At 55.4% G+C, this 13,043-nt stretch carries 11 protein-coding genes; 7 read left to right on the top strand and 4 right to left on the bottom strand.

Annotated features, from left to right (window positions below; translation table 11 throughout):
- Positions 1 to 32 precede the first annotated feature (32 nt).
- The 4 genes from mmsB (at position 33) to GQF03_RS12030 (ending at position 3,441) form a co-directional block, all read left to right on the top strand.
- The gene (gene mmsB, locus GQF03_RS12045) at positions 33 to 920 is read left to right on the top strand and encodes a 3-hydroxyisobutyrate dehydrogenase (RefSeq protein WP_161339538.1); all 888 of its coding nucleotides are present in this window, start codon (positions 33 to 35) and stop codon (positions 918 to 920) included.
- Positions 917 to 1,720: an alpha/beta fold hydrolase gene (locus tag GQF03_RS12040; RefSeq protein WP_161339537.1), complete on the top strand. Its 804-nt coding sequence runs from the start codon at positions 917 to 919 to the stop codon at positions 1,718 to 1,720. Before mmsB ends, GQF03_RS12040 begins: the two co-directional genes overlap by 4 nt.
- A 62-nt stretch (positions 1,721 to 1,782) precedes the next feature.
- Positions 1,783 to 2,700 carry a DMT family transporter gene (locus tag GQF03_RS12035; protein WP_161339536.1) on the top strand — a complete coding sequence of 306 codons (918 nt, stop codon included), beginning with the start codon at positions 1,783 to 1,785 and terminating at the stop codon, positions 2,698 to 2,700.
- Between the two features lie 3 nt (positions 2,701 to 2,703).
- A complete protein-coding gene (locus tag GQF03_RS12030) occupies positions 2,704 to 3,441 on the top strand; it encodes an enoyl-CoA hydratase/isomerase family protein (RefSeq protein ID WP_161339535.1) in 738 nt (245 codons plus the stop codon).
- 40 nt (positions 3,442 to 3,481) lie between these two features.
- Here GQF03_RS12030 and GQF03_RS12025 read toward each other — a convergent pair whose 3' ends face one another.
- The 4 genes from GQF03_RS12025 to GQF03_RS12010 are packed head-to-tail and all read right to left on the bottom strand — an operon-like array spanning position 3,482 to position 8,861.
- On the bottom strand, positions 3,482 to 4,195 hold the full coding sequence (locus GQF03_RS12025) for a type 1 glutamine amidotransferase (RefSeq protein WP_161339534.1): 714 nt from the start codon (positions 4,193 to 4,195) through the stop codon (positions 3,482 to 3,484).
- Position 4,196: 1 nt separating this feature from the next.
- Positions 4,197 to 6,935, bottom strand: a complete 2,739-nt coding sequence (gene fdhF, locus GQF03_RS12020; RefSeq protein ID WP_161339533.1) for a formate dehydrogenase subunit alpha — start codon at positions 6,933 to 6,935, stop codon at positions 4,197 to 4,199.
- Positions 6,932 to 8,641, bottom strand: coding sequence for an NAD(P)H-dependent oxidoreductase subunit E (locus GQF03_RS12015; protein WP_161339532.1), 1,710 nt, complete (start codon positions 8,639 to 8,641; stop codon positions 6,932 to 6,934). The genes fdhF and GQF03_RS12015 overlap by 4 nt, the downstream gene beginning before the upstream one ends.
- Positions 8,642 to 8,657: 16 nt before the next feature.
- A complete protein-coding gene (locus tag GQF03_RS12010) occupies positions 8,658 to 8,861 on the bottom strand; it encodes a DUF3553 domain-containing protein (protein WP_161339531.1) in 204 nt (67 codons plus the stop codon).
- Between the two features lie 121 nt (positions 8,862 to 8,982).
- Here GQF03_RS12010 and GQF03_RS12005 point away from each other — a divergent pair, with 121 nt between their 5' ends.
- The 3 genes from GQF03_RS12005 to GQF03_RS11995 all read left to right on the top strand — a co-directional run bounded on the left by GQF03_RS12005 (position 8,983) and on the right by GQF03_RS11995 (position 13,030).
- Positions 8,983 to 9,621, top strand: a complete 639-nt coding sequence (locus GQF03_RS12005) for a histidine phosphotransferase family protein (RefSeq protein ID WP_161339530.1) — start codon at positions 8,983 to 8,985, stop codon at positions 9,619 to 9,621.
- A 227-nt stretch (positions 9,622 to 9,848) separates the two neighbouring features.
- Positions 9,849 to 12,578: a hybrid sensor histidine kinase/response regulator gene (locus GQF03_RS12000; RefSeq protein ID WP_161339529.1), complete on the top strand. Its 2,730-nt coding sequence runs from the start codon at positions 9,849 to 9,851 to the stop codon at positions 12,576 to 12,578.
- Complete coding sequence (locus GQF03_RS11995) at positions 12,575 to 13,030, top strand: chemotaxis protein CheW (protein WP_161339528.1); 456 nt, start codon at positions 12,575 to 12,577, stop codon at positions 13,028 to 13,030. The genes GQF03_RS12000 and GQF03_RS11995 overlap by 4 nt, the downstream gene beginning before the upstream one ends.
- The last annotated feature ends 13 nt before the right edge of the window (positions 13,031 to 13,043 follow it).

The raw sequence follows: 13,043 nt of genomic DNA, 5'->3' as shown, positions 1-13,043 counted from the left end.
CCGGTCAAGACCGCCCCTAAAAGGAGAAGGATATGGCCAGAATTGGTTTTATTGGGGTCGGGAATATGGGCGGGCCGATGGCCCGCAATCTCCTGAAGGCCGGTCATTCGGTCAAGGTTTTCGATTTATCTGAAAAGGCTGTTGCGGACTGCGTGTCGGAAGGGGCGAGCGCCGCGCCAAGTGCGGCGGAGGCTGCCTCAAATGTCGGTGTCGTTGTGACGATGCTTCCCAAGGGCGATCATGTCCGCGCCGTCTATCTCGGCGATCAGGGAATTTTGAGCGCCGCGGATCAGGGAACGCTGTTTATCGATTGTTCGACGATTGATGTCTCGACATCACGCGAGGTGGAAAAGGCAGCTGCTGCGGCGGGAATGAGTATGGTGGACGCCCCTGTCAGTGGCGGTGTCGGCGGTGCGGCCGCGGGCACACTGACGTTCATGGTTGGCGGGAATTCCGGCGCGTTTGAGGCGGCAAAGCCAATCCTTGAGGCGATGGGGAAAAACATCGTGCATACCGGCGGACCTGGAAACGGGCAGGCGGCGAAGATCTGTAACAATATGATCCTCGGCATTTCCATGATCGGCGTTTGCGAGGCGTTTGTTCTCGCCGAAAAACTCGGTCTTGAGCATCAGACCATGTTTGATATCGTCTCGACCGCATCGGGCCAGTGCTGGTCGCTGACCAGCTATTGCCCGGTCCCGGGTCCCGTGCCGACGAGCCCTGCGAATAACGGCTACAAGCCCGGCTTCTCTGCGGAGAATATGCTGAAGGACCTGCATCTCAGTCAGGATGCCGCCGGCGATTTCGGCGCGTCGACAAAACTCGGCAGGGCGGCGATGGACCTCTATGAGGCCTATGTCGGGGGCGAGGGCCAGGCGGCAGACTTCTCCGGGATCGTCAATATGATCCGGAAATCGTGACGGCGGCACCTGACGTCAGGATAGCGGAAATTGCCGGTACGCGGATCGAGTATCGATCAATCGATGTTCTTGATCCGCGAAAACCGGTTCTTGTTTTTTTACATGAAGGCCTCGGATGCACGGCGTTGTGGCGGGACTTCCCTGATCGTCTCTGCCAGTCTACGGGCTGCGCAGGATTGATTTATAGCCGAGCCGGCTATGGTGGTTCGGCTGCCTGCGAACTGCCGCGTCCGCTCGATTACATGGAACAGGAGGCCGCGGATTTCCTTCCAAGGCTTCTATCGCATTTTGGCATCGAGAAACCTGTCCTTGTCGGCCATTCCGATGGTGCATCGATTGCTTTGATCTATGCGGGCTTGCCGGATATTGCGCAACCGCTTGCCGTCGTCGCAATGGCGCCGCATGTATTTTGCGAAGACATTTCCATCGCGGGAATTGAGGCGGCGAAGTGCGAATATGAAGAGTTCGGGCTGCGGAAGAAGCTAGAAAAATTCCATGGAATAAACACCGATGTTGCTTTTCGCGGCTGGAATGACGCCTGGCTCGATCCCAGGTTTAAAAAATGGAATATCGAAAAATTCCTTCCCGGTATCGCGGCGCCGGTGCTGGCCATCCAGGGGCGCGACGATGCTTATGGAACATTGGCCCAGATCGACGCGATCGAGGCGCTGGTTTGCGGTGCCTTCAAGAGGCTCATTCTCGACAATTGCGGCCATAATCCCTGGCAGGAAAAGGGCGGCGAAGTATTGGCGCGTACAACAGAATTCATTTCACGCGCAGTCAAGCGGGATCAGCGATAAATTCTTTATCACCGGTGCGAAAATTGCTTGCGGTTTGCCGCCTTTTAACTGACTAATGACCAATGAGCGTTCAAATCTCCGACAATATGCGCGGGGCGGCCTTCATGTCGATCAGCATGGCCGCCTTTGTTATCAATGACACGACCATGAAGCTTGTTGCAGAGCATCTAAGCATCTTTCAGGCGATGTTTTTGCGTGGCGTTTTTACAAGCATTTTGCTGGCCGGATTTTGTCTGTTGAAGGGCGTGCTCACCCTTCGCATCCCGAAGGGAGATCGACTGGCCGTCAGTCTTCGGCTTGTCGGTGAGGTCGGCGGCGCGGTTTTTTACCTCACCGCGCTTTTTCACATGCCGATCGCCAACGCCACAGCGATCCTGCAGGCGCTGCCGCTTGCCGTTACGCTGGCAGGGGCGATCTTTCTTTCCGAGGCAGTTGGGTGGCGCCGATACCTTGCGATTTCTGCCGGTTTCATTGGTGTGATTATGGTTGTAAGGCCCGGGTCCGATGGGTTTAACGAGTTTTCCGTCTACGCCATTATCGCCGTTCTTTTCATCGTGCTGCGCGATTTGTCGACCCGCCGCCTGTCTGCGGCCGTGCCGTCCCTGTTCGTCTCGCTACTTACGTCGATTTCCGTGATGGTCGTCGGCGCAATTTTGTCCTTCACGACAGAATGGCGGCCGGTAACGGCGGAAGGGATCAGCCTGCTGGCGCTCGCGTCCCTCTTTGTGATTTTCGGATATCAGTTCAGCATCATGGCGATGCGTGTCGGCGATATCAGTTTTTCCTCCCCCTTCCGCTATACAATCCTGATCTGGGCCATCATCCTCGGCTTTGTCGTTTTTGGCGATATCCCGGACAGTTGGACAATCCTGGGCAGCCTAATTATTGTTGGAAGCGGCGTTTACACTTTTTACCGGGAACGATACGTAATTCGAAAAATGCAAAAGGACCTGGTCGCCAACTCAATTGAAAGGACCTGATCGATGGCGCTGGTTACACGAAATGATATTGACGGGATCGCGATATTAAGCCTGAACCGGCCGGAGGCGCTTAACGCTCTCAGTCCGTCCCTGTTTGTTGAATTGCAGGCGCATGTGAAAACGCTTGCAGAACAGCAGGAGGAAATCGGCTGCGTTATTTTGCGGGGGGAAGGCCGGTCATTTTCGGCCGGTAACGATCTCAAGGCGATGCAGGCCGGGGAGCAGGCGCCCCATCCGCTGTTTCAGGTCGAAACCGTCGAGATGATCGAGGATCTGCCGCAGCCGGTGATCGCAGAGGTCCAGGGGCATTGCTATACGGGAGCTTTGGAACTGGTGCTCGCGTGCGATTTGATGATCTGCAGTGAAAGCGCGAAATTTGCCGATACTCATGGTAAATGGGCTTTGACGCCGCTTTGGGGCATGAGCCAGCGGCTGCCGCGCCGCATCGGCGTTCTGAATGCAAAGGAAATGATGTTTACCGGTCGTGTTGTGGGCGGCGCTGAGGCCTTCGAGATCGGCCTCGTGAATAAATGCGTCGCCGATTCCAGGCTCTCTGATGAGGCGCTAAAGTTGGCCCGCAGCATTGTCGAGAATTCCTGGCATACTCTTCGTGCCGACAAGATGCTGGTGAACAAGGGACAGGATTACGGCCTGAAAGACGGTCTTGAATTTGAGCGTAAAAATAGTCCGGGGCGCGCCAGCGGCGAAGAGGAACGGCTATCGGGATTTAAGAAAAGCTGATTGGATCCCGAAGCGTGCCGGGACAAGTGGAGAGGCGATATTATATCCGCCTCTCTCCCTTCAATACTTCGGCCATCCACTGGCCATATTGTTCCTGGTCATTCGGTCCCGCGAGGGAGGAGAGGGCCTGATCCGCAAGTTCGACGGAAAGCTGCACACCACGCCGCTGATTGATCAGATCCACCATAAACGGCAGCGTATGCTCGGGATGTGGCTGCAAGGAAAAACACGCCGGTGAATATTTCAGTCCGGCGAACAGACAGAAGTCGGATGTGAGAATAAGGTCCGCGCTTTCCGGCGGATCGGTTACCTGATCCTGGTGAAAGGAAAGAAGCCGCGCTTCGCTGCTACTGGTGAGGTCCGTGTAGGTCATCCGCCCGACGCCCCATCCGCCGGAGAATTTTTCGACCCGGCCGCCCATGGCCTTTGCCATAATCTGATGCCCGAAACATATACCTATGGTTGGCTGGCCGCTCGCGATCAGCTTGCGCACGCAATTCTCAAGCGGCGCAATCCAGTCGAAATCCTCGTACACCCCATGCTTCGACCCCGTGATGACCCAAGCGTCGCATTCAAGCGGATGCTTGGGCAGCTTTTTGTCTATGGCGGGGTAGGTGACGTAGTCGAAAGGTTCGTCCTTGAACAGCGCCATGAACATATCCGGATACTCACCGTACTTGACGCCAAGCGACCCGCCTACACGTCCCGTCTGGATAATTCCGACAGTTGTTCTTCTCTTCAGATCGTCGGACATTTCAGGCGGACTTCCTTTCGACATTTACGGCGCAGAATTTAACTTCCGCGATTTTTCCGAAAGGGTCAAGCGCGTCGTTTGTCAGCAGGTTAACGGCCGCTTCGGCATAGCAGAAGGGGATAAAAATCATGCCGTTCTGCACCGCGCCGTCGGCCCGTACGCGTATGTCGATTTCACCACGACGGGAGCGGACGGTCACCAGATCGCCGGCTTTCGCGCCCAGCTCCTCGATCATGACGGGCGGCATATGGACGATGGGTTCGGGCTCTACCGCATCCAGGACTTGCGAGCGGCGGGTCATCGAACCCGTATGCCAATGTTCCAACAATCGACCGGTCGTCAGGACAACCGGGAATTCCGCATCCGGTATCTCATCCGGTGAGATCAGGCTCGCCGGTACGAATTTCCCAAGGCCGTTCGCGGTCGGAAAATCCTTCGTGAAGATCAGCGGCTGACCCGGATCTCCCGGGCTTTCGCAGGGATAGATGACGGCATCTTCGGCCTCCAGCCGATCCCAACTGATGCCGCGGATGCTGTGCATTGCCTGCGTCATCTCCGCGAATACATCTTTCGGGTGACTGTAGTTCCAGTTGAGGCCGAGTCGCCGGGCAATTTCCTGTATGATCCAGAGATCCTGACGCGCCTCTCCCGGCATTGGAACGGCCGCGCGGCCCATCTGCACCTGCCGGTTGGTATTGGTGACGGTGCCGTCTTTTTCAGGCCAGGCGGAGGCGGGCAGGACCACATCGGCATAGGCGGCCGTTTCCGTGAGGAACAGGTCCTGCACCACCAGATGGTCGAGCATCGAGAGCGCTTCGCGGGCATGGTTGACATTGGGATCCGACATCGCCGGGTTCTCGCCCATGATATACATGGCGTTGATCTCACCCTTATGGATGGCCTCGGTAATCTCGACCACGGTAAGGCCCTTCTTCGGGTCAAGCGACGCGCCCCAGAATTTCTCGAATTTTTCGCGAATAACCGGATCTTCCACCGATTGGTAATCGGGCAAAAACATCGGGATCAGCGCGACGTCGGAGGCACCCTGCACATTGTTCTGCCCACGCAAGGGATGAAGGCCCGTGCCCGGTCGTCCGACCTGTCCTGTCATCAGAGAGAGGCTGATCAGACAGCGCGAATTATCGGTGCCATGCACATGCTGGCTGATGCCCATGCCCCAGAAGATAATCGCGGCCTTCGCTTTGGCGAAAACATGGGCAACCTCCCGGATGATTGCGGGGTCGATGCCCGTGACAGCTTCCATGGCTTCGGGGCTGAAGTCCTTCAGGTGAGCGCACAGCGCGTTAAAATTTTCCGTATGTTCCTTAATGTAGGTCTCATCCGTTAATCCGTCCGCGACGATCACATGCATGATGGAATTGAGCAGCGCAACATCGGTGCCGGGCTTTTCCTGCAGCATATAGGTGGCGTGGCGGGAAAGCGCCTGTCCGCGCGGATCGACAATGATCAGCTTGGCCCCCTTCTTGGCGGCATTCTTGAAAAACGTGGCGGCGACCGGATGATTAACGGTGGGGTTGGAGCCGATGACCATGATGACGTCGGCGTTTTCGGCCTCGTTAAATGGTGCCGAGACCGCGCCCGAGCCAACGGTCTCGAGGAGTGCCGCGACGGAAGACGCGTGACAGAGCCGCGTGCAGTGATCCACGTTATTGGTGCCGAAGCCGGTCCGCACCAGTTTCTGAAAGAGATAGGCTTCCTCGTTCGAGCCTTTGGCAGAGCCGAAGCCGGCCAAAGCGTTACCGCCTTTTGTGTCCCGTACTTTCTTCAACCCGTTTGCGGCGACGTCCAGCGCCTCTTCCCAGCTTGCTTCACGGAAGTGGGTGTAGGGATTGGCGGGGTCGAGGTTGGCCACATCGGCCTTTGCCACACCTTCCTTGCGGATAAGCGGTACCGTCAAGCGATCCGGATTATGGATATAATCGAAGCCGAAACGTCCCTTGATACAGAGCCGTTCTTCATTGGCGGGACCATTGCGGCCATCGGCAAAGAGGATTTTATCGTCACGTATCTTGAAGGTAAGCTGGCAGCCGACGCCGCAGAAGGGGCAAACACTGTTGACCTCGCGATCTATTCGGTGATCACCCAGAACCGACTTTTCAAGCAATGCGCCGGTTGGGCAGGCCTGAACGCATTCACCGCAGCCGACACAGGTGCTATTTCCCATGGGATCATCAAAATCAAAGACGATTTTGGAATGCGCGCCGCGGCCCGCCATGCCGATGACGTCGTTAACCTGCACATCCCGACAGGCGCGGACGCAAAGATTGCAGTTGATGCAGGCGTCGAGATTGACCGCCATGGCAGGATGGGAAAGATCCTCCGCCGGCATTTCGCGGGACGGGAAGCGGCTCGGTGCAATATGCTGCTGATCCGCCATTTTCCAGAAATGACTGTCTTTATCGTAGGACGTGGCGCGATCAGGTTGATCGGCAATCAGCAGCTCCATCACCATCTTGCGGGATTTTTCGGCACGCTCCGTCGCGGTGCGTACCTTCATGCCGTCGGTCGGTTGACGAATGCAACTGGCGGCGAGAACGCGCTCGCCCTCGATTTCGACCATGCAGGCCCGGCAATTTCCGTCCGCTTCAAAGCCGATACGGTCCGAATGACAGAGATGAGGGATCAAGGTACCTTCGCGTTTGGCGACATCCCAAATGGATTGCCCGGCCTCTGCCGTGACCGTCTTGCCATCCAGCTCGAAAGTGACGTGATCGCTCATTGCACCTCCTCCGGAAAATGTTTGAGGATCGACATCAGGCCATTGGGCGCTGCCTGACCAAGACCGCAGATCGAGGCATCGCGCATCACCGTACTGAGCTCGGTCAGCAATTCACGATCCCAATGCTCCGCCTCCATCAGCTTGAGCGCTTTCTCCGTGCCTGCCCGGCAGGGGGTACATTGACCGCAGCTTTCATCTTCGAAGAAGCGCATCAGGTTGCGGGCGACCATTTTGAGGTCATTCTTGTCCGAAATGACAATGACGGCAGCCGAGCCGATGAAACAGCCATGCTTCTCGAGCGTGCCGAAATCAAGCGGGATATCCGCCATCGACGCGGGGAGCAGTCCACCGGACGCGCCGCCCGGCAGATACGCGCGGAATTTATGGCCGTCTTTCATGCCGCCGCCAAACTCGTCGATCAGTTCCTGGGCAGTAATCCCGGCAGGCGTGATATAAACGCCCGGTTTCTTCACGTGACCCGAAAGGGAGAAACTTCTGAAGCCCTTGCTCCCGTGACGACCGCCTTTTTTGAACCATTCCGGTCCTTTGTGGATAATCTCCGGCAGCCAGTAAAGGGTTTCGACATTATTGATGAGGGTTGGCTGTCCAAAAAGCCCGACATGAGCCGGGAAGGGCGGCTTGTGACGGGGGAGCCCTCGCTTGCCCTCGATGCTTTCCAGCATCGCGCTTTCCTCGCCGCAGATATAGGCGCCAGCACCCCGACGAAGAAAGATTTGCCGGCCGCCATCGAGCTTTTCGATTTTCAGTTTTTCGATGGCGTCAGCAAGAATTCTCGCCGTTTCAGGATATTCATCGCGAAGGAAAATATAAATTTTCTCTGCTTCGACGATTTCCGCCGCAATCAGCATCCCTTCCAGAAACTGGTAGGGATTTCTGTTCATGAAATACCGATCCTTGAAAGTGCCCGGTTCGCTCTCATCGGCATTGACCGCCATATAGCGCGGGCTCGGAACCGATAACACGGAGTTGAGCTTTAGGGCGTGCGGAAAGCCTGCGCCACCAAGCCCGCGATGACTACCCTCGTTCAATGCGTCGATGATTGTATCGGAGACCAGATCGCCGGCGCGCAGTCTGGCATGGACGGCAAAACCCCCGGCCGCCTTGTAGTCATCAAACGATGTATAGTCAGGGATAGGAACAGGGGCGTCTTTCTTTACGGCTTCAATCATGTCATCTACGGCGCCGACGGTCGCATCACCGACATAGTGATCCTTGAGGCGAACAACTGGCGCTTCCGCGCAGCGGCCCATGCAGGCGCCGTGAGTGACATGGACGGTGGCGCCATATTTTCCCGCCAGTTCCTGTTTCAGCTTCATTGCACCGGCCAATTCGCAACTCAGGCTATCGCAGACCTTGATGGTTATTGCCGCCGGGGCTGCGTCGCCTTCCTTCACAACTGTGAAATTGTGATAAAAAGTCGCCACTTCATAGACTTCCGCCAAGGCCATCCGCATTTCAGCGGCAAGGGCGGTCAGATGCGGGGCGGATAAATATCCGTATGTATCCTGGATAAGGTGCAAATGCTCGATCAACAGATCCTTTTGCCGGGATCGGTCCCCCAGTAAGGCCGTGATTTCCCGTGCGGCGGCCGGATCGACCTGACGTCCTTTTTTCTGGTAGCGCGCCCTGCGCCCACCCTTGCCTGGCGCTTTTGGAACAGCAAATAGCGTTTTCCCTGCTGACATCCTATGGTCCTCCAGCCTAATTCCGGCGATCTTGATCCCGCTGCGCCTCTTCGTCGCTTATGACCACGAGATCAACCACGCTGACGATTATCATTTGCTTGCCGGCATGCGTAAAATTCACCGTGACGCGGTCCGCGACCGACGACTGAACCTGTCCGATGCCCCAGTCCGGCTCCTGCGGATGACGGACATACTGACCGGGTGAAAACCGAGCTAGCATGATTTTTCTCTTAACATGGCAGACAAGATTGTTGCATATTCACTCTATCAAATTGTTGTGCATCCGACAAAGGTTGTTCCATTTTTGTAGCGTACCGCAAACCGCGGATTTTGGAGAGAAGATGATTGACCTGAAACTTGCCTCGATGATGAGCTCTAAACTCTGCCATGATGTTATCGGTCCCATCGGCGCGGTTTGTAACGGTATAGAACTCGTCAGCGATGATGGCAATGAGGATATGCGCGCCGAGGCGCTGAAGCTTGTCAGCGAAAGTGCAGGTGAGGCTTCGGCGCGGCTGCAATTCTATCGTCTCGCGTTCGGGCTCGCAGGCGGCATGGGTCAGGAAGTGTCCATTCGGGACGCACGAAGCCTCAGCCGAGATCTGATGTCCTATGGGAAAGTCAGGCTGGATTGGCCGGACAGTGCGGGCGGCGCGGAACTTCTGCCAAAAGACGTTATCAAGATACTCTGTAACCTGCTTGTTGTTGCCGCCGGCGCGCTTCCGCGTGGGGGGGAGATTACGGTGGCGGGTGATATATCGGACACAGGCTGGACCTTCGTTTTTCGCGCAGAAGGACCGCGTGCCGTGCTGCGAGAGGATGTCACAGAAATACTCCAGAATGGATATAGCGAGGAAGCACTGACGGCGCAGAATGTTGGCGTGCAGTATCTAATGGCGCTTTGTGCAAACAATGATGCGGCTCTCGAAATTCGGGAGGTGGAAGAAAACCGGGTCGTCCTCGCCGTGCGCTCAAAATAATCCAGAATTGAAATTGATTTAATTTTGAATCCCTATTTAATTGATTATTCCTGCATTGAATATCGATATTTAAAATTTTAGAAATTGTGATTTTAGGCTAAAAAAAACGGCTTAAACCGCGTAATCCGTAACCGCTTGTTAACCTATATCCTGCATTCTGTATCTGAAAATTTCAGGGATATTGCCTTCCTGAATCTCATCTAAAGATACTGAAAGTGCGCGGGGAAATGGACGATCTTCTAAGTGAATTTCTTACGGAAACCAACGAAAGCATAGGCATAGTTGACGCGTCTCTCGTTGTTCTGGAGCAGGATCCGAGCGACGAAAGCCAAATCGACAATATTTTTCGCCTTGTTCATACGATAAAGGGCACTTGCGGCTTTCTCGGTCTTCCGCGGCTCGAGGCGGTCGCGCATGCCGGCGAAAACGTCCTTGGCAAGATCCGCGACAAGGAACTGACGGTGACTGCCGACGTCGTGACGATCATCCTGGAAGCCATGGATGTCATCAAGGATATTCTGGCGACGATCGAAGAGACGGAAGAAGAACCGGCCGGTAACGATGCCGACCTGATCGCCCGCCTAAATGATGTTGCCTTCGGAACCTCTTCCGCCGAGGCAGCGCCTGTTGCGAAAACAGAAGAAGATATTCCTGCGGGGAAGGTATCCGAAGAAGAATTGGAAGCCGCATTCCAGGCTGCTGAAGGGCCGGATGAAGAGCTGCGTCCTGGCGAAGTATCTCTTGAAGAACTTGAAGCCGCTTTCCAGGCCGCCGAAGGACCGGACGAATTGCCGGAGCCCGCGGTTGAAAAGAAAGAAGACGATGCATCGGAAACGGCAAAGCCGGCAGCCGAGCGCGCGGCGAAGGAATCGAGCATCGCCAATCAGAGTATTCGCGTGAACGTGCAGATGCTGGAAAATCTGATGACAATGGTCAGTGAACTTGTCCTGACCCGAAACCAGCTCCTTCAGATGGTCCGCGGGATGGACGACAACGAGTTTACTGTCCCCTTGCAGCGGCTCAGCCACGTAACGACGGAACTGCAGGAAGGGTTGATGAAAACCCGCATGCAGCCGATCGGTAATGCATGGTCGAAACTACCGCGTATCGTTCGTGATCTCGGCCATGAACTGGGCAAGAAAATTGACCTGGTCATGCATGGCGCGGAGACGGAACTCGACCGGCAGGTCCTTGAGCTGATTAAGGACCCGCTTACTCATATGGTTCGCAATTCGGCCGACCATGGGCTGGAAATGCCGAAGGACCGCACCGCGTCAGGCAAGCCGGAAACCGGCAAGATCATTCTTGAGGCGTTTCACGAGGGCGGCCACATCATCATCAAGATATCCGATGACGGCCGTGGCCTTAACAGTGAGAAAATCAAGAAGAAGGTCATCGAGAATGGCCTTGCGAGTGAATCCGAACTTGAAGGGATGAGCAAGCAGCAGATCCAGAACTTCATCATGCGTGCCGGTTTCTCGACCGCTGAGAAGATCACAAATGTTTCCGGGCGCGGCGTCGGTATGGATGTTGTCCGGTCGAACATCGAAAAGATCGGCGGCACGATTGCGCTTACCTCTGAAGAGGGGCACGGCTCGACGTTCACAATCAAGATTCCGCTTACCCTTGCGATCGTATCAGCGCTGATTGTCGAATGTTGCGGCGAGCGCTTCGCAATCCCGCAGACCAGTGTTCTCGAGCTGGTTCGGGCATCAACGAACAACAGCAGCGATCATACAATTGAGATGATCAACGATTCTCCGGTTCTGCGCCTGCGCGATCATCTGCTGCCACTGGTTCATCTGAATGAAATCATGCGGCTTGAGACGGCGGCCGACGAAGTGGCCGACCAGAGTGAAGTAAAGGGCGCCGAGGAGTTTATTGTTGTCATCCAGGTGGCCAGCTTTGTCTTTGGCATCGTTGTCGACCGGGTATTTGATACCGAGGAAATCGTCGTTAAGCCCATTGCGCCAATACTCAAGAATCTCTCGATTTTCTCAGGCAACACTATCCTGGGCGACGGAAGTGTGATCATGATCCTCGATCCGAACGGTATAGCCGCCGTCTCCGGCGATGCGGTCGTGAACTCCGATAGCAGCCGGGAAAAAGAGGAGACCAACCAGACACTCAAGCAGGAAGACAAAATTGCGCTTCTCGTCTTCCGGGCCGGTGGCAAGGATCCCAAAGCCGTGCCGCTCTCGCTTGTCGCCCGTCTTGAAGAAATTGATGTCGCGTCCATTGAAGAAGCAAACGGCAAGAAAGTGGTCCAGTATCGTGGCCAGCTTATGCCACTGACGACCATCGATGACAACGTCACGATCGTTGAAGAAGGCCGCCAGCCGGTACTTGTGTTCAGCGATCACGACCGCACGATGGGCCTCGTTGTAGATGAGATTGTCGATATCGTTGAAGACTATCTCGATGTTGAAATGATTTCGGAGCGGGACGGCTTCGTCGGCAGCGCCGTCATCCGTGGTAAGGCGACCGATATCGTCGATGTCGGGTACTGTCTGCAGAAATGTTTCGGCAACTGGTTCGGCGGCAACGAAACCCGACCTTTCGGTCAGGGCAGCGACAAACAGAAAATCCTTCTAGTCGACGACAGCCCCTTTTTCCGAAATATGCTTGTCCCGCTCCTGAAAACCGCCGGATATGACGTATCAACGGCGGAAAATGGTGTCGATGCATTGAAGAAGAGGGATTCCGGTGAGAATTTCGACATCATCATCAGCGATATCGAGATGCCGGGAATGGACGGGTTCACCTTCGCGGAGGAGATCAAAGGCGATGACCGGTGGAATGAAACTCCGATTGTCGCGCTCTCGTCCCACACGTCCCCGGATGATTTTGATCGTGGCCGCGCCGTGGGCTTCTCTGACTATGTCGCTAAATTCGATCGGGACTCTTTGATGTCCGCGCTGACGCAGACCCTTAAAGCAAGTGGAAGTTCAAAATGACGCCCAGCAACATGCAAGATTATGTAACGATTTTGATCGCGGATCAGCTTTTCGGAATTCCGGTACTTGAGGTCCATGACGTTCTTCGCGGTCTCAAACTGACGAAAATTCCACTTGCACCGGCGGAAGTTGCCGGCGCGCTTAACCTGCGCGGACGCATTGTAACCGCCATCGACGTGCGCAAACGGCTTGGGCTTCCGGAGCTAGAAAATGACGAAGACGGCATGAGCATCGTCGTTGAGCATCAGGGGGAACCGTATAGCCTCATGATCGATAATGTGGGAGAGGTGCTCAGCCTCGATATGAATGAGTTACAACCGACGCCCGTAACCCTGGATTCCTGCTGGAAGGAAATATCCGGCGGCGTCTATCGCCTCGAGAAAAAGCTGCTAGTGGTTCTGCAGATAGAACGCTTGCTGGATTTCGCTGGCAATTCAACCATCGCAGCATAAGAAAAAACGGAGA

The organism is Sneathiella chungangensis (assembly GCF_009882935.1).
Classification (GTDB): domain Bacteria; phylum Pseudomonadota; class Alphaproteobacteria; order Sneathiellales; family Sneathiellaceae; genus Sneathiella; species Sneathiella chungangensis.
Note: the sequence above shows the minus strand (reverse complement) of the source record. Positions and strands in the feature narration are given on the sequence as shown.

Excerpts from the sequence above, each read along its gene's own strand:
- mmsB (WP_161339538.1), top strand. The coding sequence starts at position 33 with ATGGCCAGAATTGGTTTTATTGGGGTCGGGAATATGGGCGGGCCGATG.
- GQF03_RS12035 (WP_161339536.1), top strand. The coding sequence starts at position 1,783 with ATGAGCGTTCAAATCTCCGACAATATGCGCGGGGCGGCCTTCATGTCG.
- GQF03_RS12030 (WP_161339535.1), top strand. The coding sequence starts at position 2,704 with ATGGCGCTGGTTACACGAAATGATATTGACGGGATCGCGATATTAAGC.
- GQF03_RS12025 (WP_161339534.1), bottom strand. The coding sequence starts at position 4,195 with ATGTCCGACGATCTGAAGAGAAGAACAACTGTCGGAATTATCCAGACG.
- fdhF (WP_161339533.1), bottom strand. The coding sequence starts at position 6,935 with ATGAGCGATCACGTCACTTTCGAGCTGGATGGCAAGACGGTCACGGCA.
- GQF03_RS12015 (WP_161339532.1), bottom strand. The coding sequence starts at position 8,641 with ATGTCAGCAGGGAAAACGCTATTTGCTGTTCCAAAAGCGCCAGGCAAG.
- GQF03_RS12010 (WP_161339531.1), bottom strand. The coding sequence starts at position 8,861 with ATGCTAGCTCGGTTTTCACCCGGTCAGTATGTCCGTCATCCGCAGGAG.
- GQF03_RS12005 (WP_161339530.1), top strand. The coding sequence starts at position 8,983 with ATGATTGACCTGAAACTTGCCTCGATGATGAGCTCTAAACTCTGCCAT.
- GQF03_RS12000 (WP_161339529.1), top strand. The coding sequence starts at position 9,849 with ATGGACGATCTTCTAAGTGAATTTCTTACGGAAACCAACGAAAGCATA.
- GQF03_RS11995 (WP_161339528.1), top strand. The coding sequence starts at position 12,575 with ATGACGCCCAGCAACATGCAAGATTATGTAACGATTTTGATCGCGGAT.